Here is a 21,965-nt window from a genome sequence, read left to right as displayed (position 1 = left end):
TTGATGTCAACCTTTGGTTTCGGTTGCAATGTTAGCCATTATTAGGCAGAAGGAGGTTTGAAAACTGCCATAAAAGCTTTAAAAGCTATCCGAAGTAGAGGAAATATGAATTTCGGTAGATGTATAATCCCTATGATGTACGACTTATAATGCCAAAGAAAATACTAAAATCGTATTTTCATAACAGAAGAAAATTGTAACTTTGCGAAGTTATGTCACAATGTTAACCTATGATGCGTATCTTGATTTTAATAATAATGCTGTTGCCATGTTCGCTTGGTATGTATGCATCTGCAATAGATAGCCTTTTGTCTGTTCTGGATAAGACTATCGTGATGCGTAGACAATACGAGGAAGAAAAAGAACGGTATATTTCTTTGATAAAGGATGAGTTGAAGCAAGGGAGGCTTACTGACATGGAGCGTTATCTGATACAAAATCGTCTTTTTGCCGAATATAATTCTTATATTAGTGATTCTGCATTACATTATATAAATGAAAATATTCTTATTGCCACACGGCTAAATAATAGGCAATGGATAAATAGTTCTATATTAAATAAAGTACATATTCTAAATACTTCGGGCCTTTTTGTTGAAGCAATGGAATTGCTGAAATCGCTTCCTCGTAACACGTTGGAGGGTGAAAATATAGTGGACTATTATGTATGTTTTGAAAACCTATATCTCTATCAGGCAGAGTACGCCACTGATCGGAACTACGTGAACAATTATCTTCGGATAGCAAATTTGTATAGGGATTCTATAATCAGCCTAGTACCGGAAGATACTTATAGATATGTAGTCGTGCATGCACCTCAGCTCATTGACCAGGGAAAAAGTCAGGAGGCTATATGTTTATTGAAGAATTTTTTACCTCGGTTGAAATCCAATACGCGTGAGTATGCAGTAGCTACTTCAATTCTGGCTTTTGCTTATCATGTCGTGGGGAACAAGCAGAAAGAAATGGAAGCACGTATTAGCAGTGCCATTGCTGACATTAGGGCAGTGGTGAAAGAAAATTATTCTTTGTGCGCATTAGCGGAATTACTTTATGGAATGGGCGATTTGGAACGTGCTAATCACTATATCAAGATTAGTATGGAAGATGCTAATTATTATACTACTCGGTTGCGTAGTTCGCAGAATTCCAAGATGCTTCCGCTCATAGATCGTGCTTATCAGCAAGAAAAGGAAATACAGCAACAGCGGCAGAGAATGTTTATTACAGGCATATGTATCCTTTCTGTTTTCCTTCTATTGACAGTACTGTGTGTGCTATGGCAAATGAAAAAATTGTCTTATGCCCGTAAAAAAGTTGTTGCTGCCAATTCCCAATTGAGTATATTGAATAGTGAATTGAAGAAGCTGAACAAGTCTCAACATGAGGCTAATGAACGATTATTGCATACTAATCAGACTCTTACGGAAGCCAATCATATTAAGGAAGAGTATTTGGGACGTTTCCTCAGTTTAAGTTCCTCTTATATAAGTAAGATGGAAGAATATCGCCGCATATTGAACAAGCAGGCTGCTGCCGGTAAACTTGAGGAGTTATATCGTACATTGAAGTCCGACCGTTTCATAAATCAAGAGTTGAAAGAGTTCTATCACAATTTCGATGTATCTTTTCTTAAGATATTCCCTAACTTTGTAGAAGAATTTAATCGTTTGTTGCCAGTTGAAGAACAATTGCATCCTAAAAATGAAGAATTGCTTGTTACCGAACTGCGCATATTTGCACTGATTCGTTTAGGTATTACAGACAGTGCGCGTATTGCAGAATTTTTGCGTTATTCCATAACTACCATCTATACTTATCGTTCCAAGCTAAAAAACAAGTCTCTTTGTAAAGAGGACTTTGAAGAACGAGTGATGAAAATAACTTCTTTTTGATTTTATCCTCCTTTTGAGGCTTTCTTCTGCCTTAAAAAGTTTAGAAATGATTTAGAAATTAGTAGCAATAGCATTTTTGTAATACGTTGTATTATAGTTGATTGCCTGTTGCAGGACTTTAGATTTTTATCTCAGCCCAAATCGTGCGTTTGTTTTGATAATACATTTGCATCAATCTATTTATTGTTTAACTAATTTCTAATAAGATGAAAAAGAAAAGTCTAAAGAGATGCCTTAAAAAGCGCATGATCCTTTTACTGGGTTTTCTTATGATGACTGGTGTTGCTGTTGCGCAACAACTTCAGGTACAAGGAAAGGTGACCGATGCAACGGGTGAAGGTCTTATCGGTGCAAGTGTATTGGTAAAGGGTACAACTTCGGGGGTGATAACTGACATTGACGGTAACTATGTGTTATTGAATGTCAATCCTGATGCAATACTTATTTTTTCTTATGTAGGTTACCAAACGCAGGAACTGAACGTATCCGGTAGAAACAAGATTGATGTTGTCTTGCATGATGACCAGCAGGTGTTGGAAGAAGTTGTAGTAGTGGGTTACGGTTCATTGAGTAAAAAAGAAGTTTCCAGTTCCATTGTACAAGTGGATAAGAAAAATTTTAATTTGGGGGCTATGAATAACCCGATGGAAATGGTATCGGGAAAAGTCGCGGGCTTGAATGTCAATACGCAGGCAGCTGCCAATCCTAACTCCAGTTCTTCATTACAAGTACGTGGTGCAACATCTGTTTCTGCAAGTAATAGTCCTTTGATTGTCATAGATGGTGTGGCAGGTGGCGATATCCGTAACATCGCTGCACAGGATATTGAATCTATTACGGTATTGAAAGATGCGGGTTCAGCTGCTATTTACGGAACGCGAGGTGCTAATGGTGTGATTTTAGTTACAACGAAACGTGGCTCGGGTGAAGCTGGAAAAACGGTAGTCACATATGACAGTTACATCGCTTTTAATGTAGCCAAGCCCTCTCCGGATATTCTGTCGGCTGATGAATTCCGTCGTTCGAGACGAGGTACAGACTATGGAGCCGACACTGACTGGTATGGACTGATTACTCGTGATGTAGCATACGACACAAACCAATATATATCTATTGATGGTAGCACAAAGAATGGTTTCTATGGTGCTTCCTTCAATTACAAAAGTGCCAATGGACTTGACATCGTGAGTGGTCGTGAAGAATTTGGAGGTCGTTTTTCTATGGAACAGCGTGTACTGGAGAATCGCTTACAATTCAACGGTTCGTTGAGTGCACGTCGTGTAAATGAAACCTGGGGAAATGATGGTTTCTTCGATAGGGCACTCACAATGAATCCTACAATGCCGGTATATAATGCAGACGGTTCGTATTATCAGCCTACTTCTCCTACGGGTGCAACCAATCCGGTTGCGGAGCTTGCTTTGAGAGATAACAACGGCCAGCGTATGTATTTGTTGGGTACGGCTGAGGCTAAACTGAATATTTTGCAGACAGAAAAGCATTTGTTGAATACAACATTAAGTTACTCATTGCATTACAATGACATGAAGCAACAATATTATGCTTCGTCTGCCGGTTCGGAGTCCTATTGGAATGGTTATAAAGGACGTGCGGAAATGAAGTATCAGAAATGGTACACCAATCGATTGGAGTGGTTGGGAAATTATGCACTGAACTTGGGCGACCACAATATTAAGGCTGTAGTGGGCTATACTTATGAGAAGTCTATCTGGGAACAGATTGGTGGTAGTAACAACGACTTCTCTTTTGATAATACGAAATATTGGGATTTGGGTAGTGGCTCTTATCTGAAGGATGGTTTGGCAAGTTTATATAGCGGTCGCTCTGAATCGACACTTATTGGCTTCTTTGGTCGGTTGAACTATAATTGGAAGGATATGCTTTTTGCATCGGCTTCGTTGCGCTATGAAGGCTCTTCCAAATTTGGTGCTAACCAAAAGTGGGGGTACTTCCCAGCAGCTTCTTTGGCTTGGGAAATGATGGAGATGGGCTTTATGAAGAATACCCGGAAAGTGTTGACCAGTTTGAAACCACGTGTTTCTTTCGGTATTACCGGTCGTTCGGATTTTGATGCTTATAAATCACTTTCTACTTATAATACCAATGGTAGTTATCTCTTTGACGGGCGTTGGGTAACGGGTTATGCTCCCTCTAGTAATGCTAATCCGGATTTGGCTTGGGAAAAGAGCGTTGCGATTAATCTGGGTGTTGACTTTGTTCTATGGAATCGTTTACGTGGTTCAGTGGAGTATTTTGACCGTAGTTCTAAAGACTTGCTTTATACGTACACGGCACCTCAACCGCCTTTTGTCTATTCCACTATTTTGGTTAACGTTGGAACAACGAAAAATACCGGTATAGAAGTATCTTTGGATGGTGATATCCTTACTAAAACAGCAGTGAAGTGGACGAGCGGAATCAATTATTCTTATGGAAAGACTAAGTTGACCAAACTTTCTAACGATATTTACAAGGCATCTTATCTCGACCTTTACTTAAAACCGGGAACTGGTTCCAGCGAATATTTCTTCCGTGTGCAGGAAGGGGGAGAGATAGGGCAGTTCTACGGTTATGAATATGCAGGTGTTGACGAAAATGGCAATATGCTTATTTTGAATGATAAAGATGAGCAAATACCTATTTCTCAGGCTGATGCCAAGTATAAACGTTATATTGGCAATGGTGCTCCCAAGCACTTCTTGTCTTGGAGTAACAACCTGACTTGGAAAAACTTTGATTTGAGTGTATTCTTCCGCGGTACATTCGGTTTTGATGTATTCAACATGCGTAAATATGGTATGGGGCTTCAGGGATGTGGTACAGATAATGTTCTTCGCTCTGCGTATCTGGAAGATAAGAATATCCGTACCGGTGGTGGAGTAATATCTTCCTATTTCCTGGAGGATGGTAGCTTCATAAAACTGGAAAATGTAACCTTGGGATATAATTTTACTCCTAAGAACCGTAAGTTACTGGATAATATGCGCATATATCTGTCTGCCAAGAATCTGTTTACCTTGACCGGATACTCAGGTAATGACCCTTCAATTATAGACGTGAATGGTATCCAGCCGGGAGTAGATAGTAATAGTGCTTATCCTACAGCAACTCAATTGAGTTTAGGTGTGACTCTTCGCTTTAAATAAATGAGAAACAAATTATTAAAAATATGAAAGATATGAAATATATAAAATGTCGTTGGTTATTGGCGATGATTATGTCATGTTCACTTTTCTCTTGTACTAATTTGGACGAGGAAGTGTTCGATCGTGTGGATGCCGGAATTTATTATCAAGATGAGACGAGTGTTCAGGGGGCAGTGGCAGCCATCTATTCAAAAGCTGCATATAGTTATTTGGAATACTTCTGGTATTTGCAGGAGTTTTCTGCCGACCAGGTGGCATGGCGCAGTTGGAACGGTGGACTTTGGGGATGGGATGAGGCATTGAAGTTTGCTTTGTCTTCACATACCTGGACGTCAGAATCAACCATTATTCGCCAAACTTGGGAGAATGCGTGGACTACTATTGGGCTTTGCAATACGCTTATTACAGATTTGCAGGCAATCAGCCCCGCATCTATACGCATGACTGAGGATGCTTTGAATAGTTATATTGCCGAAGTACGTACCCTGCGTGCTTGGGCATACTACAATATCTTTGAGATTTGGGGTGGAGCACTTCCCTTGAACATTTCTTCGGGTGCGGAAATCCCTGGTTCTGCAGATACTGATTTTGATAAGGGGTGCAAGATTATCTACGATTTTATCAGTCAGGAATTGGATGAGTCAGTTACAGATCTTATGAAAGAAGATGGTTCTGGAAAGACTCGTAACCGCATGAACCAAGCTGCCAATCGTATGATTAAGATGCGCTTGTTGCTGAATTCTGAGGTGTTTATCAAACAAAACAGTTATAATGAGTGTGCCACTCTTTGCCAAAATATTCTGAATGGCGATTATGGTACTTACAGTATTACCGATGACTATCGTGATATTTATTCGATAAACAATGTAGAATGTCCGGAAGTTGTAATGGCATTGGCGATGGAAGTCGGTCAGGTCAATACCGGTTGGATGCGTAACATGCCTTTCATGCCTTACAATTGTTGGGATTACTTTGGAGGTACATACAGCCAGAGCGGATGGAATTGTGTATGTTTGGCACCTTCATGGGATAATTCTGGAAATGTACAGCCGTATGGTGGTACTGACAATCCTAAGAGCTTTCTTACCGACTACGGTGATAAGTTAGGTGCAGTTTATGAACGTTTCCACGATAAAGATATCCGTAAGCAGAACTATGTGTATAATGAAACAACAGGAAACTATCAAGGCATTTTTTTGAAAGGGGCTATTAAAGCCAACTATGGTAAGGGTGCGGCTTTGAAAGCAGATGCCGACCGTGACGGTCAGGATTTGGTTTATGTGGATCAAGTGGGTACATTCCTTAATTTAGGACGTAATCTGGAGACTGTCATGTCACCTCGCTGGGGTGAAACGAATTCAGGTGTCCGTTTGGTAAGATATCCGGTTTATCCGGAGAGTGCAGGCATTGATTTCCAAAACATCGATGAGGTGGAATTCCGTTTGAGTGAAGTGGTCTATACTCTTGCTGAATGTAAAATGCGTGCAGGTGATACAGAAGGTGCTAAAGAGCTGGTATATAGAGTTAAAACACGCTATTTTACAGATAAATCGGCTCTCGAACAGCCCGGTCCTGGTTTTACATCCTTTGATATGGATTGGATGTTGAGTGAATGGGGACTTGAATTCTTGGGAGAGGGGCGTCGTCGTCGTACAGACTTGCGTCGTTTCGATAAGTTTACGCAAGGGCAATGGTGGTTCTTTGGCCGTGCCACGGACGACGGTTTAAGCTATCCGGCTAAACGTGACCGCAAATACGAGTGGTATCCCTTGCCCCAGTCTGCCCTTATGGTAAATCCGGGACTGGTACAGAATCCTAATTATTAATCATCCTATAATAATAGTAACAATGAAAAAATATATATGTAATCCGCTATGGCTTTTGTTGCTTTTTGTAGCTTTCATCAGTAGTTGTGACAAGGAGGAAATTGTGTTTGACCATGAGTTGCCGCAATTTGAACTTCGTAGCGATGCTATTTTGCTGGAGGTGATTATGCCCCAAGGAACTGGTGCCGATGAAATAATTTATATTGCAGGCGATTTCAATGGAGGTCAGGATGCTGCTTCCGGAGACCTTAAGTGGCAGATGGAGAAAGCTGCAAACAATGATGTTAAATGGGGCATATACCTCTATCCGGAAGATTTTGTTAATGGAAAGACACTTGCCGATGGCTTTTATTTCGTTTCTAAGACACAAGGTATAGAGCGTACTTTGCAGAATGAGGATGCTTTACATCAAATTTCGGCTAAGGTAGGTACTCGCACTGATATAACGGTAACCCGCTGGAATGCTTATTTTGAGGAGCCGGAAGACCCAAGTGAAGTGACCCATGACGGTTATGCTGTGTTCGTGATGGACAATACAGGTTGGGATGTACTGTCACTTTATGCGTGGGGAAATGATTTGCCGGAACTTTTTGGAGGTTGGCCCGGTATTTCACCTACTGGTAGCGTTGAGATAAAAGGAATTACCTATAAATACTTCGATACAGGTGAAGCAAATAAGGGATTGGTTTACAATTTGATATTTAACGATAATGGAGTAGGTTCACAATTTGATGGACCACAGAACTTTACTCTTGACCGTGACATATATTTGGAAATCACAGAAAGCGGTTGGACGGAAATAGATCCGGATGCAGTGGTCATCCATGATGGTTATACCATTTTTATTGAAGACCAGTCCGGATGGGCAGAAACAACCATATACGCGTGGGGAAATGATATACCGGAACTCTTTGGCAGTTGGCCAGGAATATTACCAACCGGTAGTGTTGAGATAAAAGGTGTCACGTATAATTATTACGATACAGGTGAAGCAAATAAGGGATTGACTTACAATCTGATAATGAATAATAACAATGGAGGCTCACAATTTGACCTCGCAGCAGTGACGCTTGATCGAGATTATTATTTCCGTATTACGGACATAGCTGGTGAGGAGATTGACCCTAACAATCCGGACGGAGACTCTGAACCGGAATCTGAAGCGGCTTTTGTTTCTAATCAGAATAATTTCTTGAAATGAGTTTTGTATAGTAATGAAGATGTTAAATGACCTATTGGTGGAATGAGATTGGGGATAGGATATCTCTTTTCAATCTTGCGGATATATGTCCCAAGGCTTGGTTTTTCTATCCCAAGTCTTGGGATAGAAAAACCAAGCCTTGGGAAGAAGTTATCTCTTAGCTCTTTTGTTTTTTAGTATTGGCTTCCGGGATTTTTAGTATTAAGGCTTAGTATCTTTTCTGCCAATGCCCATTACTGGAGAGTTTGGATGCTCCTTTTGCAGATATCAGTTCCGCCAATGAGTATAAGTATAGATAAAAAGTAGAAATATGAAAAAAGTAATAATTGCGACACTGCTCTTTACGATGCTACATTCTTGTATGGGGTGTAGTGATAGTCAGAGTGACATGGAACCGATTCCCGTCCCACAGGAAGAATACATGGCTTCGGATATGGTGATTTATGAGGCAAATCCCCGCATTTTTGCCGAAGAAAATGCGTTCTCTGCCATCAAAGCAGAGCTTGACCGTATTCAAAGTCTGGGGACTACCGTGCTTTGGCTGATGCCTGTAAATGAGCCGGGAGTACTGAAAAGTGTGAATTCACCTTATTGTATAAAGGATTATAAAAAGCTGAATACACGTTACGGAACAAAAAAAGACTTGAAAGAACTGGTAGATGCTGCCCATGCCAAAGGAATGAAAGTGATTCTTGACTGGGTTGCCAACCATACTTCGTGGGACAATGCTTGGGTGACTGAGCATCCGGATTGGTATACACAGGATGCAAATGGCAATGTGGTACAACCTCAAGAACAGCCTTGGGCGGATGTTGCTGACTTGAATTTTGACAACGAAACCATGCAGCAAGCCATGATTGATGCCATGAAGTATTGGGTAACAGAAATTGGTATTGATGGATACCGTTGTGATTATGCCGAGGGGGTACCAGATGCTTTCTGGAAGAAAGCAATCGCCGAGCTCCGTACACTTGACAATAATTTGCTGATGCTTGCCGAAGGCGGAAAAACGTCTTTAATGAACAATGGTTTCAATCTGCTCTACGGCTGGAACTTCCATAGTAAACTGAAAGACTATTATGCCGGTAAATGCTCACTTACTGACCTTTATGCTATGAATACTTCCGAATTGGAGGGAATGCCGAAGGGTACGTTACGGTTACGCTATTCTACTAATCATGACCAGGCAAGTGAGGCTTCACCGATAGAATGTTATGGCGGTGAGCGTGGTGCCATGTCTGCTTTTGTATTGACGACTATGCTCGAGGGGATACCTCTTATTTATAGTTCGCAGGAAGTAGCCTATCCGCGGTCACTTAACTTTTTCAATTACGGAGTTATAGACTTGAAGTCCAATGAAGTCTTTGCGCAAGAGATGGCAGAAATCATCAGAGCCTATAAAGCTACGAGCAGTGTACGTGGTGGTGAACTGGAAGTTTATACTACCGGAGATGTCGCTTCATTTTATCGGGCAGCAGGCAGTCATGGCATGTTGGTCATGGTGAATACTGCCAATGAGTCTGTACAAGTGAAAGTACCTATGGAGCATGCTGGCAAGACCATGACCGATGTGATTGCCGGTGTGGATGTGGAGTTGCCTACAGTAATGACGATGGAACCTTATCAATATTTTATATATCAACAATAACGGATGTATATGAAACATGTATTATTAACAGTTGTATTTCTGGGAATTGCTTGTGTGGCGATGGCACACGAATTGTCATCTCCCAATGGGAATCTGAAACTCAATGTTGTGCTTGATTCCGAGGGGGGGCCGGTCTATAGCTTATATTACAAAGGAGAGCCGGTTGTAGAACCTTCTGCCTTGGGAATACTTATGGAAGAAGCGGATTTGTCAAATGGCTTCCGGATTCTTGATGCAACAAATTCTACTTTTGATGAAACTTGGATGCCTGTATGGGGAGAGTATGAAAAAGTCCGTAACCATTACAATGAACTTACTGTCACTCTCTCACAACCGGCAAAGCACGACCGTATGATGATTGTACGTTTTCGATTGTTTGACGATGGACTCGGATTCCGTTATGAGTTGCCGGAGCAGAAAACCATGAATTATCTGACGGTAAAAGACGAACTGACGGAATTCAATCTGACCGGTAATCATACACTCTATTGCATTCCCGGTGATTATGATACGAATGAGTTTGCCTATACTACTGCGGCCATTTCCGAAGTGCGCGAAGCTATGGAACGTAATCTACGTAAAAAAGGATATGAAGCTAAAGCGACTTCATTCACAGTACAAACACCCCTTATGATAAAGACTACCGAAGGACTTTATATCAATATTCATGAAGCTGCCTTGGTAGATTATTCTGCCATGTTGCTGAATGTGGATGATAAAGAGTTTAACTTTTCTGCTCATCTTACTCCCGATAAATTAGGAAAGAAAGGATATCTGCAATTACCGTTGCATACCCCGTGGCGTACAATTATGGTTAGTGACGATGCACGTAGCATCCTTGCTTCTCAGTTGATTCTTAATCTGAATGAACCTTGTAAGCTGGAAGATACTTCTTGGATTAAGCCACAGAAATTTATCGGTGTCTGGTGGGAGATGTTTACTGGTGGAGGAGGTACATGGGCATATAGCGACTATTATAAGGCTAAACCCGGCATAACCGACTATTCAAAGTTAACTCCTAATGGACATCATCCGGCCAATACTGAACATGTGAAAGAGTACATAGACTTTGCGGCGGAGAATGGTATTGATGCGGTATTGGTTGAGGGCTGGAATGAAGGTTGGGAAGATTGGGCATCCTATCGTAAGGATCGTCAGTTCCTTTTTGACAAACCTTATCCGGACTTTGATGTTGCGGTACTACATGCCTATGCCAAATCAAAGGGAGTAAAGATTATCATGCATCATGAGACGGCTGCTAATGCTGCCGACTATGAGCGGCAGCTGGATGTAGCCTTTCAATTTATGGTAGATAATGGCTATAATTCTGTAAAGACCGGATATGTGGGCTCAATCATTCCCCGTAGTGAATATCATTCCTCACAATGGATGAACAATCATTATATACATGTGGTGAAGCGTGCTGCTGATTATAAGATTATGGTAGATAGTCACGAGGCTGTTCGTCCCACCGGCTTGTGCCGTACCTGGCCCAACTGGGTAGCGCAAGAATCTGCCCGTGGTGGTGAGTTTGAATCTATGGGGGGCAATGATCCGGATCATACTTGTATCTTGCCGTTTACTCGGTTGAAGGGTGGTCCGATGGATTACACTCCTGGTATTTTCCAGACAAAACTTTCGTATTATAATGGTTCGAAACCTAAAGGTCAGGCGGGTACTACATTGGTAAAACAATTGGCTCTATATGTAACGATGCCCTCTCCGTTACAGATGGCAGCAGACCTGCCGGATAATTATCGCCGTTTTCCCGATGCGTTTCAATTTATTAAGGATGTAGCGGTGGATTGGAGCAATTCTTGGTATCTGGAAGCCGAACCGGGTGATTATATCACAGTGGCTCGTCAAGCCAAAGGAAAACAAGAGTGGTATGTAGGTGCTATTACCGACGAACATCCTCGTACGGCAACTATTCCTTTCTCTTTCTTACCCGAAGGAAGGAAATATATTGTTACCGTTTATGCAGATGGTCGGGATGCAGACTGGAAAGATAATCCGCAGAGCTATGACATCCGTCGTGGCATAGTAACGTCAAAGAGTGTGCTGCGTCAACCTCTGGCAAGTAGTGGAGGGGTGGCTATCAGTGTTCGAGAAGCAACAAAAGAAGAGGTAAAAGGATTGAAGAAATTATGAAGCTTGTCCGTACATAGTAATTATTATGTTGCGGATTTAATACAAGCATTTAAGAATTAAAGTTAGCAATTGGAAAGGCATAGTCCGTGAGGATTGTGTCTTTTTTCGTAAATTATTCGTCATTTCTTATTTTCTTTATTATAATTTTTTCTATATTTATGCCGTTATGGCGAATTGTTGACAGAATAGGAAAAGAATAGACCATTTAGGTATGAATAGAGAATGCCGGGGATTTGACATTTTATCATTCTTTAATCAAAATATAACCGTAAAATTTAGCTGTTTTGAAAAGTTTTCTTATATTTGCGGTGTTATTCATTGACATTTTGTTTGAATAGCGTGAAGTCAACAAGGTAATAACCTTTAAAACGTAATATTATGAATATCGAACGTATCATGGCCTCTTTAGAGGCAAAGCACCCCGGCGAGTCTGAGTATCTTCAAGCCGTAAAGGAAGTTCTTCTTTCCATCGAAGATATCTATAACCAACATCCTGAGTTCGAGAAAGCGAAAATTATAGAACGTCTGGTTGAACCTGACCGTATCTTTACTTTCCGTGTAACGTGGGTGGATGATAAGGGTGAAGTTCAGACGAACCTCGGCTATCGTGTGCAGTTCAACAATGCCATTGGCCCGTACAAAGGCGGTATTCGTTTCCATGCTTCCGTAAATCTTTCTATCCTCAAATTCCTGGGATTTGAGCAGACTTTCAAGAATGCTTTGACTACATTGCCTATGGGCGGTGGTAAGGGTGGTTCCGACTTCTCTCCGCGCGGAAAGAGCGATGCTGAAATCATGCGTTTCTGTCAGGCCTTCATGCTGGAATTGTGGCGTCACCTCGGTCCGGATATGGATGTTCCTGCCGGTGATATCGGTGTAGGCGGTCGCGAAGTGGGCTATATGTTCGGTATGTATAAGAAGTTGACTCGCGAATTTACGGGCACATTTACCGGTAAAGGATTGGAATTTGGCGGTTCGCTGATTCGTCCCGAAGCAACAGGATTCGGCGGCTTGTATTTCGTAAACCAAATGTTACAAACAAAAGGCATTGACATCAAGGGCAAGACCGTGGCTATCTCCGGTTTTGGAAATGTGGCTTGGGGTGCTGCTACCAAGGCTACCGAATTGGGTGCCAAGGTGGTTACCATCTCCGGTCCCGACGGTTACATCTACGACCCGAACGGTATCAGTGGCGAAAAGATAGATTATATGCTGGAACTCCGGTCATCGGGCAACGATATCGTAGCACCGTATGCCGACGAATTCCCCGGCTCTACTTTCGTAGCAGGCAAACGCCCGTGGGAAGTGAAAGCGGACATCGCTCTGCCTTGCGCTACCCAGAACGAGCTGAACGGCGAAGATGCACAACACCTCATTGACAACAAGGTGACATGTGTAGGCGAAATCTCCAATATGGGATGTACGCCCGAAGCTATCGACCTTTTTATTGAAAATAAGATTATGTATGCACCGGGTAAGGCTGTCAATGCAGGTGGTGTGGCTACCAGCGGACTGGAAATGTCGCAGAACGCCATGCACCTCAGCTGGAGTGCAGCCGAAGTGGATGAAAAACTCCACGCCATCATGCACGGAATTCATGCTCAATGCGTAAAATATGGGACAGAACCTGATGGCTACATCAACTACGTGAAGGGAGCGAATATCGCCGGTTTCATGAAGGTGGCTCATGCCATGATGGGTCAGGGAATTATCTAAGAGAGAAACTTTGTTTAGTTGTATTTGTATTTGTGGTTTGTGCTGCTCTACGCCTGTGAAGGTATCGGGCAGTACTTTTTTTATTCTCAATTAAAAAAGTTGTATCTTTGTATCCGAGAAACCATAAATGACAAAGAGATGTTACTACCTGAATTGAAACTGAGACGTGATAAAATACGCTCTCTCATGGCTCAACAAGAGATTGATGCCGCTCTTATCGCTTGTAATGTAAACTTAATCTATACGTATGGACGTGTCGTCAGCGGTTACTTGTATCTGCCGTTGAATGCTCCCGCCCGTTTATTCATCAAACGTCCCAACAATATTGAAGGGGAACATATCCATCCTATCCGTAAACCGGAACAACTGCCTGACTTACTAAAGGAATGTGGTTTGCCCATACCTGCCAGGTTGATGCTGGAGGGGGATGAGTTGTCTTTTACGGAATATAACCGTTTGGCAGCGTGTTTCCCTGAAACGGAGGTGCTTCCTTGTGGTACGGCCCTTATCCGGAAGGCCCGAAGTGTCAAGACTGAAATAGAGATTGAGATGTTCCGTCGTTCCGGCATTGCACATGCCAAGGCCTACGAACAAATACCCTCGGTTTATAGACCAGGAATGACAGACCGCCAGTTATCCATCGAAATAGAGCGCCTGATGCGTTTGGAAGGTTGTCTGGGTATTTTCCGTACCTTCGGACAAAGTATGGAGATTTTTATGGGAAGTCTGCTGGCAGGAGATAATGCTACTGCGCCTGCCCCCTATGATTTTGCTCTGGGAGGCGAGGGACTTGATCCGTCACTGCCTATCAGTGTGAACGGTGCACTGTTGCAGCCCGGCCAGAGCTTTATGGTCGATATGGGGGGTAACTTCTATGGCTATATGGGAGACATGAGCCGTGTATTCTCTATCGGAAAGCTGCCGGAAAAGGCATATGTTGCCCATCAGGTTTGCCTGGACATACAAGAGGCTGTTGTAGAAAAAGCGAAACCGGGTGCTGTTTGTGAGGACCTTTACAATCTCGCTATCGATATTGTCACCAAAGCGGGCTTTGCCGACAACTTTATGGGAGCCACTCAAAAAGCCAAGTTTATCGGTCATGGCATCGGACTGGAAATCAATGAAATGCCGGTGCTGGCTCCACGCATGAAGCAGGAGCTGGAACCGGGCATGGTCTTTGCTTTGGAACCGAAGATTGTTTTGCCAGGCATTGGTCCCGTCGGTATCGAAAACTCTTGGGTTGTAACAGCGGAAGGAGTGGAGAAACTGACGTTGTGTAAGGAAGAGATTGTGGAACTTTGAAAATTGATAATGGATAATGGAAAATTGCCATGCGGTTTCAATAAATACGCTGCACTGTTTATTTTTCCATTATCCATTTTCAATTATTTTACCCTTCTGTTAAGCTGATTATTCGCTTTCGAAGGTTTGGATTTACCAATCCGTTTTCCGGTTGGCTTGGCCTTGTTGCTCCGTTTGGGCTTTATGCCGGAATGGTTACTCGCCTTCATAATATTCACATAAGTAGTAGCGGGCTATAAAGTCCCAATATTGATGCAGTGTTTCTTTTCCTTTCAGGAAGGGAAGTTCCACATCGGGTAGAATTCCTTTGGCCATTCCGTATTTCAGCAGGTCGAACGGACACTCTCCGGGTTGGCAGAACATCTTGTAACCCTCTGCAGCAGCGCGTTTGGCATCGTACATCGGGTTATGTTCTTCACAGAAATAGGCGGCCACGTTGTGGGCTACGAGCATACCTTTGGCGTTGGCATAAATCACGAACTCTTTTTGGTATTCCAGGTCGGGCAATAGTGCGGACCGTTTGTTTTCCCATCCCAAGACATCGACAAAGAAAGTGCAAAGCTCCTTGTAATCGGTGAAGTATAGCAGCGGTTTCCCCTGGCTGTATTCCAGACAGCGGGCGGCATCTTTACTCAGTTTGGTTTCCGGAGTGACTTCCGGCAGCGGAGTAATGGGCATATCCAGTAAATCAAGTCCCATTACCCAAAGGAAGGAAGATTCTCCCTCGCTGATGGGAGCTTCTTCGAAACGTGCATCCATCAGTTCATAGGCGCTTTGGCTTAATGCAAGCAGGTCTTTGTCATAAGGACTGAACAAGGTGTATTCCTTGTCAAAAATACTAAATTGTGATTTCAATGTCCACAGTACGAATGCAATGTCTTCCTGATTTATTTCATCGGGCGTATAATCGTCACCCAGTGGATAGAACGGCAGGTAAGTTCCGTATACTCCTTGAAAGGCTTCGGAGAAAAGTTTCCAGCCTCCGCTTTGGGCAATGGCATCTTGAAAGTACATGCCGAGGGAGATGGCTGCGTCAATTTGGGTACGCAGGTCTTCCTTGTTGAACAAGGGAGAGGTCTTGACGAGGGGCAGGATGCTTGTGGCAAAGTCGAGGTACCATTTGTCCGTTGGCAGTACGTGGGTGCGTTCATTGGCCCCCAACCAATATTGCATGTTGATTGTTGTCATGATTTGTTTGTTTTAGATAAATATTATAGTCTTTTTAATGCCAATTTGATGACTTGTTCCACCGGTGCGCTTGGTTCTTCCTTCAAAATGGCAAGCACTACTTTTTGTGAGGGGGCTTGTGCAAAGCCCAGCATGGTAAGGGCGGCTACGGCTTCTTCTTGTACTTGTGCGTTGGCTGCCGATACCAGTGTACCTATGGTCCCTGCGTTGCCGGCTACAACGCTGCCGGTCTTGATTTTGTCTTTTAAATCCACAATTATCCGTTGGGCTGTTTTCAGCCCGATACCCTTGACTGTTTTCAGTAGAGTGGCGTTTTCCGTGCTGATGACATTTATCAGTTCGGATGGCGAGAGTGCCGAGAGAATCATGCGAGCTGTATTTCCGCCGATGCCTGAAACGGAGATGAGCAACAGGAATAGTTCGCGTTCCTGCTTGTCAGCGAACCCGTAGAGGACATAGGCGTCTTCACGGATAGCTTCGTATATATATAGTTTGCATTCTTTCTTGCCCTGGATGGCGGCATACGTATTCAATGAAATATTGACGCCGTATCCCAGTCCGTTGCAGTCTATTATTGCGGTTGCCGGACTTAGTTCGGCAATTCCGCCTCTGATGTATTCTATCATAATTCTTTTGCTTGTTGGCCCCAAATGTGCCTTGCGTACATATCATCTGCGAATGTATGAATTATTATTGGACTTTCACTCACTAAAAAAAGAAAAACTGTGTGAAACAGCAGGGAGTTCTGCCGATATAATAAATTAAAATGCTTACTTTTGCGCCGATAAAGTAGAAAACTGATAAATAAATTCATAAAAAGAATGAAAAAAGTAAGAGCAGCCATCGTTGGCTATGGTAATATCGGGCATTATGTGCTCGAAGCCCTGCAAGCAGCTCCCGATTTCGAAATTGCCGGTGTAGTACGCCGTGCCGGAGCTGAAAACTGTCCTGCGGAACTGAGTGCATATCCCGTTGTGAAGAATATCAAGGAACTGAAAGGCGTGGATGTTGCTATCCTTTGTACGCCTACCCGCAAAGTGGAAGAGTATGCAAAGGAGATCCTTGCTTTAGGCATTCATACTGTGGACAGTTTCGATATCCATACGGGTATCACTGCCTTGCGCCGCACACTGGATGCAGAGGCTAAAAAGCATAATACGGTATCCATCATTTCTGCCGGCTGGGACCCGGGTAGTGACTCCATTGTCCGCACCATGCTGGAAGCCATTGCTCCGAAAGGCATTACCTATACTAATTTTGGTCCGGGCATGAGCATGGGACATACCGTGGCTGTAAAGGCCATCGAAGGTGTGAAAGCCGCTCTTTCCATGACTATTCCTACAGGAACCGGCATTCACCGTCGTATGGTGTACATTGAGTTGAAGGATGGTTACGAATTTGATAAGGTGGCTGCAGCCATCAAAGCCGACCCGTACTTCGTGAATGACGAAACACATGTAAAATTGGTTCCGAGTGTGGATGCACTGCTCGATATGGGTCATGGGGTAAACTTGACCCGTAAGGGTGTGTCCGGCAAGACGCAGAACCAGCTATTTGAGTTCAACATGCGTATTAACAATCCTGCCCTCACGGCACAAGTGCTGGTATGTGTGGCGCGTGCCGCTATGCGTCAGCAGCCGGGTTGCTATACAATGGTTGAAGTTCCGGTAATAGACCTGCTTCCGGGCGACCGCGAAGAGTGGATCGGCCATTTGGTATAAGACACAGAAAAAACAGATGATGTGTTTGGCTCAAACGCATCGTCTGCTTGCCCCGAACACATCATCTGTTTGATGTAAATGCATCATCCGTTCTACTGCGAATGGATGATGCGTTTTTTTATGTCTTGTTCTTTAAAAGAAATACCTCAGTATATCGTTGAAGTTTGCCCAAATCAGCAAACCGAACAAGAGGAACATGCCCACCATCTGCGCACGTTCCATAAACTTGTCGCTGGGCTTGCGGCGTGCAATGATTTCGTAAATGAGGAATAACACGTGTCCGCCGTCCAGTGCGGGGATGGGCAGAATATTCATAAAGGCAAGGATGATGGAGAGGAATGCCGTCATGTACCAGAACTGGTGCCAGTCCCACGTGGCGGGGAAAATACTGCCGATGGTTCCGAAACCTCCGAGTTGCTTGGCTCCTTCCTTGGAGAAGAGATATTTCATCTGGCCTACGTAGCCTTTCAGAGTCTTTACCCCCAAAGATACGCCGGCAGGGAAAGAGGAAAGGAAACTGTATTCCTTGCGGACAACGGGCAGCAGTTTGTCGGTTGCCGTACGTGCTGCTACGCCTATTTCATAGTCGGCATTGGTCATCATGCTCAAGGTGTCTGTCACACCGTTACGGACGTATGTCAAGGTTACCTCATGGGATGCATTGGCTTTCTTGCGCTTCAGCATCTCTTCTTTGAAGTCGTAGTAGGCTATTGACTTTCCATCCAAGTGGGTGATGCTGTCACCTACTTGCAGACCGGCGGAAGCGGCAGGGTATCCTACAATCAGGCTGTCGACTACATAAGGGAAACGGAAACTGGCGAAACGCACGCTGTCTGCCAGCAAGCGGTTCATCATGTCTTCGGGGATGTAGACTGAAGCAGCTTCCCCGTCACGCAATACGCTTACCTGGCGGGCATCGACAATACTGGTCAGCAGGTCGCCGTCATAGCGTTCGAATGGTACCCCGTCGGCAGATATTAGGATATCGCCGTCGCGGAAGCCTATGGCTTTGGCTGTTTCGTTAAAATCCATACCCAATGGGGCTTTTTGTACTGGTATATATTCGTCGCCCCAAGTAAAGAGTATCATGGAATAGATGAACAATGCGAGCAGGAAGTTGAACAATACACCGCCTACCATAATTAGCAGGCGCTGCCATGCCGGCTTGGCACGGAACTCCCATGGCTGCATGGGTTGCTTCATCTGTTCGGTATCCATAGATTCGTCTATCATACCTGCTATTTTTACATAACCACCTAAGGGTAGCCACCCGATACCATATTCCGTGTCACTGTGTTTGGGCTTGAACTTGAATAATGTGAACCAAGGGTCAAAGAATAAGCAGAACTTTTCTACCCGCGTCTTGAACAGACGCGCAAAAAGGAAGTGCCCCCCCTCATGAACAATAACGAGCAACGAGAGGCTCATAATGAGTTGCAGGGCACGAATCAAGAATGTTTCCATCTAATTATTTGCTGTTTTACGATTTTTATAATTTTCGCAAAGGTACGTTTTCTTATTTAACGTATCAAATGAGTAGATGTTTTTTATAATTCTTTTCATTCCGGTGTATCTATCAAATCAGCTCTTCTGCTATCCGTCGGGCTTCGGCATCCGTAGCCACATAGTCTTCATAGGTGGGCTTCTGTAAGTAGGATACACGCGACATGGTCTTTTCTATTACTTCACTCATGCCAAGGAACGAAATTTTGTCCTGCAGGAAGGCGGCTACCACCACTTCATTGGCGGCATTGACAATGCAAGGCATATTGCCTGCACGATGTAGCGCTTCGTAGGCCAGGGCGAGGTTACGGAAACGGGTGATGTCCGGTTGCTCGAACGTCAGTTCCGTACACAGCTTGAAGTCCAGGCGCGGGAAAGAGGCTTTCAACCGGTCGGGATAGGAGAAGGCGTATTGGATGGGCAGGCGCATGTCCGGCATTCCCAGTTGTGCTTTCACGGCACCGTCCTCAAACTGTACCATGGAGTGGATGACGGATTGCGGGTGTACCACGACTTCTATCTGGTCGGGACGTACACCGAACAGCCATTTGGCTTCGATTACCTCGAACCCTTTGTTCATCATGGAAGCAGAGTCTATCGTGATTTTGGCGCCCATGTCCCAATTGGGGTGTTTCAGTGCTTGCGCTTTGGTGACGGTTGCCAGTTGCTCCATGGTGCAGGTGCGGAACGGACCTCCGGAGGCAGTCAGTATCACTTTTTCTATTTGGTTGCCTATCTCGCCGGCCAGGCACTGGAAAACGGCGGAGTGCTCGGAGTCGACGGGCAGGATGGGGACACCGCTGAAGCGTGCCAGGTCATTGATGAGCTCTCCCGCCACCACCAGCGTCTCTTTGTTGGCAAGGGCTATCGGCTTACGGGCTCGGATGGCATTCATGGTGGGCTTCAGCCCTGCATATCCCACCATGGCGGTCAATACCATATCAATGGGATTTTCGGTCACAATCTGGCAAAGGGCATCTGCGCCGGCATATACCTTGATAGGTAGGTCGGCAAGCGCTTCTTTCAGTTGCGTGTATTTCGATTCGTTGGCTATTACCACTGCCTCAGGCTTGAATCTGCGTGCCTGGGCTATGAGTTCCTCTACGCGGTTATTGGCGGTCAATACGTATGCTTCGTACTGGTCGGGATGTTCTTCGATGACCTGCAACGCTTGTGTACCGATGGAACCGGTAGAACCGAGTATGGCAATCTGTTTCATTTACTATTATGCTATTTACAATTTACTATTTGGAGACTAAAATACGATGTAAAGCTCGGGATTTACGGCCCTGCCCTTATGCCACAGCTCGAAGTGAAGGTGGGGACCGGTGGACAGCTCGCCGGTGTTTCCTACCAGTGCGATGGCTTCACCCCCTTTCACCGTATCTCCTTCCCGTTTCAGCAGAGAGCCGCAATGCTTGTAGACTGACACGAAGTCCTGGTTGTGCTGTATTTCTATCAGATAACCCGTCTCGGCAGTGTAGGTACTCAGTATGACGGTACCGTCTAAGGTGGCCAATACGCTTTCGCCCGGATTGGCGGCAATGTCCGTGCCGAAGTGTTTTGTTTCGGCATTGAAGGGAGATGAAATCATGCCGCGTGTGGGGCGGTAGAAAATCAGTCCGTCTATTTCGGGGCGAGCGGTGATGCTCGTCAGGTTGTACTTTTCTGTCTCCTCGTACTGTTTGCGGAATTCGGCTTCCCGTTGTGTACGTTCCATGAGCGAATCTTCGCGCAGGTGGGTCAACGAGTCGATGGAATGTATGGTATCTGCCTTTATCTTGCCCTGGAAGATGTCCTGGATATTCATGATATAGAGGTTCTGTCTGTTCACCAGTTGCTGGAGGGAATCTACGCGCAAGGCATTCTCCACTACCTGGGCACGGATTTCACTGTTCATATATCCCGGCAGGTAGTTGCGCAGTGGGGTAAAGGCTACGATCAGGGAGGCGATGAGAAACAATACGAACAGCACGGAGAGCAATACGGACAGCCCGTTCAGCTTGGATACGCGCAACGTGATGATATCCTCAAGGGTATTCTCGTTCGTAATCGTCAGTCTGTACTTGAACTTGATGTTACTCCAAAATGCTTTTCTTCGTTTCTTTTTCATACCTCTTCTGTTTCGTCCAAAGCTATCAAACCTTCCGGCAGGTCTACGGTGATGACCTTGTGCTTCTGGTCAATGTCTATGATAAACTCTTCTTGTGCCGGCACCAGCAGTTCTTCTCCCTGATAATCTACCACAAACAGTGTGTTGATGGTCGATGTGTCCACGTCCGTCACTTCTCCCAGCGTGCCGTGATGTACTTCCTCCATACGAAAACCGACGAAGAAGTCCCAACTCAGTTCACCTGGTCCTGCCTCTTCTGCATGCTTTACGGGGAAGTAGACCTCAATATTAGTGAACATGCGGGCGCGTTCTGCCGTGTCCACGCCTTCCAGTTTGACAAGGGCGGTGGTGTCGGAGCGGAAACGGTATTCTTCCAAGAAGAAAGGCACCAGTATACCATCCAGCAGGCAGATTAGGTATTCGGCTTCCACCCGGTCGAAGATGTCATCCGTAAAAGTGAACGACAATTCTCCGTGAATACCGTGGGGCTTGTTGAATATACCTATCTTATATACTTCTTCTCTCTTTATCATC

The 21,965-nt window shown here is 44.4% G+C and carries 15 protein-coding genes; 9 read left to right on the top strand and 6 right to left on the bottom strand.

Features of this window, described 5'->3' with window-relative positions; all coding sequences use genetic code 11:
- Positions 1-230: 230 nt before the first annotated feature.
- The 8 genes from DW039_RS01535 (at position 231) to DW039_RS01500 (ending at position 14,906) form a co-directional block, all read left to right on the top strand.
- Entirely contained in the window at positions 231-1,895 is a 1,665-nt protein-coding gene (locus tag DW039_RS01535; RefSeq protein ID WP_005827019.1) for a DUF6377 domain-containing protein, read from the top strand.
- Between the two features lie 206 nt (positions 1,896-2,101).
- Complete coding sequence (locus DW039_RS01530; RefSeq protein ID WP_005833037.1) at positions 2,102-5,062, top strand: SusC/RagA family TonB-linked outer membrane protein; 2,961 nt, start codon at positions 2,102-2,104, stop codon at positions 5,060-5,062.
- Positions 5,063-5,094: 32 nt separating this feature from the next.
- Positions 5,095-6,888, top strand: a complete 1,794-nt coding sequence (locus DW039_RS01525) for a RagB/SusD family nutrient uptake outer membrane protein (RefSeq protein ID WP_119992891.1) — start codon at positions 5,095-5,097, stop codon at positions 6,886-6,888.
- Positions 6,889-6,910: 22 nt separating this feature from the next.
- Positions 6,911-8,089 (top strand): hypothetical protein, encoded by a 1,179-nt coding sequence (locus DW039_RS01520; protein WP_057097532.1) that lies wholly within the window; start codon positions 6,911-6,913, stop codon positions 8,087-8,089.
- Positions 8,090-8,399: 310 nt separating this feature from the next.
- Positions 8,400-9,737, top strand: a complete 1,338-nt coding sequence (locus DW039_RS01515; RefSeq protein WP_008665154.1) for an alpha-amylase family glycosyl hydrolase — start codon at positions 8,400-8,402, stop codon at positions 9,735-9,737.
- Positions 9,738-9,740: 3 nt separating this feature from the next.
- Positions 9,741-11,888, top strand: coding sequence for a glycoside hydrolase family 97 protein (locus DW039_RS01510; RefSeq protein WP_008665155.1), 2,148 nt, complete (start codon positions 9,741-9,743; stop codon positions 11,886-11,888).
- Between the two features lie 378 nt (positions 11,889-12,266).
- The gene (gene gdhA / locus DW039_RS01505; protein ID WP_008665157.1) at positions 12,267-13,604 is read left to right on the top strand and encodes an NADP-specific glutamate dehydrogenase; all 1,338 of its coding nucleotides are present in this window, start codon (positions 12,267-12,269) and stop codon (positions 13,602-13,604) included.
- 138 nt (positions 13,605-13,742) lie between these two features.
- Positions 13,743-14,906, top strand: coding sequence for a Xaa-Pro peptidase family protein (locus tag DW039_RS01500; RefSeq protein ID WP_005827001.1), 1,164 nt, complete (start codon positions 13,743-13,745; stop codon positions 14,904-14,906).
- Positions 14,907-15,101: 195 nt separating this feature from the next.
- Here DW039_RS01500 and DW039_RS01495 read toward each other — a convergent pair whose 3' ends face one another.
- On the bottom strand, positions 15,102-16,094 hold the full coding sequence (locus DW039_RS01495) for a DUF3843 family protein (RefSeq protein WP_035449080.1): 993 nt from the start codon (positions 16,092-16,094) through the stop codon (positions 15,102-15,104).
- A 23-nt stretch (positions 16,095-16,117) separates the two neighbouring features.
- The gene (gene ruvA, locus DW039_RS01490; protein ID WP_005833022.1) at positions 16,118-16,720 is read right to left on the bottom strand and encodes a Holliday junction branch migration protein RuvA; all 603 of its coding nucleotides are present in this window, start codon (positions 16,718-16,720) and stop codon (positions 16,118-16,120) included.
- 195 nt (positions 16,721-16,915) lie between these two features.
- Here ruvA and DW039_RS01480 point away from each other — a divergent pair, with 195 nt between their 5' ends.
- A complete protein-coding gene (locus tag DW039_RS01480; protein WP_022401162.1) occupies positions 16,916-17,815 on the top strand; it encodes a diaminopimelate dehydrogenase in 900 nt (299 codons plus the stop codon).
- A 132-nt stretch (positions 17,816-17,947) separates the two neighbouring features.
- On the opposite strand, the gene rseP is transcribed toward DW039_RS01480, so the two are convergent.
- The 4 genes from rseP to rimM all read right to left on the bottom strand — a co-directional run bounded on the left by rseP (position 17,948) and on the right by rimM (position 21,964).
- Positions 17,948-19,279 carry an RIP metalloprotease RseP gene (gene rseP, locus DW039_RS01475; RefSeq protein ID WP_005826988.1) on the bottom strand — a complete coding sequence of 444 codons (1,332 nt, stop codon included), beginning with the start codon at positions 19,277-19,279 and terminating at the stop codon, positions 17,948-17,950.
- Positions 19,280-19,391: 112 nt separating this feature from the next.
- Complete coding sequence (locus tag DW039_RS01470; RefSeq protein WP_120381596.1) at positions 19,392-20,537, bottom strand: 1-deoxy-D-xylulose-5-phosphate reductoisomerase; 1,146 nt, start codon at positions 20,535-20,537, stop codon at positions 19,392-19,394.
- Between the two features lie 36 nt (positions 20,538-20,573).
- Positions 20,574-21,431, bottom strand: coding sequence for a M23 family metallopeptidase (locus tag DW039_RS01465; RefSeq protein WP_044467615.1), 858 nt, complete (start codon positions 21,429-21,431; stop codon positions 20,574-20,576).
- Positions 21,428-21,964, bottom strand: coding sequence for a ribosome maturation factor RimM (gene rimM, locus DW039_RS01460; RefSeq protein WP_005826980.1), 537 nt, complete (start codon positions 21,962-21,964; stop codon positions 21,428-21,430). The genes DW039_RS01465 and rimM overlap by 4 nt, the downstream gene beginning before the upstream one ends.
- Position 21,965 lies beyond the last annotated feature (1 nt).

This window comes from Bacteroides sp. AF39-16AC, assembly GCF_003602735.1.
GTDB lineage: Bacteria > Bacteroidota > Bacteroidia > Bacteroidales > Bacteroidaceae > Bacteroides > Bacteroides uniformis.
This window is presented reverse-complemented; position numbering and strand designations above follow the sequence as displayed.

What these genes read in the sequence shown, in the direction of transcription:
- DW039_RS01535 (WP_005827019.1), top strand. Translation starts at nt 231, where the DNA reads ATGATGCGTATCTTGATTTTAATAATAATGCTGTTGCCATGTTCGCTT.
- DW039_RS01530 (WP_005833037.1), top strand. Translation starts at nt 2,102, where the DNA reads ATGAAAAAGAAAAGTCTAAAGAGATGCCTTAAAAAGCGCATGATCCTT.
- DW039_RS01525 (WP_119992891.1), top strand. Translation starts at nt 5,095, where the DNA reads ATGAAATATATAAAATGTCGTTGGTTATTGGCGATGATTATGTCATGT.
- DW039_RS01520 (WP_057097532.1), top strand. Translation starts at nt 6,911, where the DNA reads ATGAAAAAATATATATGTAATCCGCTATGGCTTTTGTTGCTTTTTGTA.
- DW039_RS01515 (WP_008665154.1), top strand. Translation starts at nt 8,400, where the DNA reads ATGAAAAAAGTAATAATTGCGACACTGCTCTTTACGATGCTACATTCT.
- DW039_RS01510 (WP_008665155.1), top strand. Translation starts at nt 9,741, where the DNA reads ATGTATATGAAACATGTATTATTAACAGTTGTATTTCTGGGAATTGCT.
- gdhA (WP_008665157.1), top strand. Translation starts at nt 12,267, where the DNA reads ATGAATATCGAACGTATCATGGCCTCTTTAGAGGCAAAGCACCCCGGC.
- DW039_RS01500 (WP_005827001.1), top strand. Translation starts at nt 13,743, where the DNA reads ATGTTACTACCTGAATTGAAACTGAGACGTGATAAAATACGCTCTCTC.
- DW039_RS01495 (WP_035449080.1), bottom strand. Translation starts at nt 16,094, where the DNA reads ATGACAACAATCAACATGCAATATTGGTTGGGGGCCAATGAACGCACC.
- ruvA (WP_005833022.1), bottom strand. Translation starts at nt 16,720, where the DNA reads ATGATAGAATACATCAGAGGCGGAATTGCCGAACTAAGTCCGGCAACC.
- DW039_RS01480 (WP_022401162.1), top strand. Translation starts at nt 16,916, where the DNA reads ATGAAAAAAGTAAGAGCAGCCATCGTTGGCTATGGTAATATCGGGCAT.
- rseP (WP_005826988.1), bottom strand. Translation starts at nt 19,279, where the DNA reads ATGGAAACATTCTTGATTCGTGCCCTGCAACTCATTATGAGCCTCTCG.
- DW039_RS01470 (WP_120381596.1), bottom strand. Translation starts at nt 20,537, where the DNA reads ATGAAACAGATTGCCATACTCGGTTCTACCGGTTCCATCGGTACACAA.
- DW039_RS01465 (WP_044467615.1), bottom strand. Translation starts at nt 21,431, where the DNA reads ATGAAAAAGAAACGAAGAAAAGCATTTTGGAGTAACATCAAGTTCAAG.
- rimM (WP_005826980.1), bottom strand. Translation starts at nt 21,964, where the DNA reads ATGATAAAGAGAGAAGAAGTATATAAGATAGGTATATTCAACAAGCCC.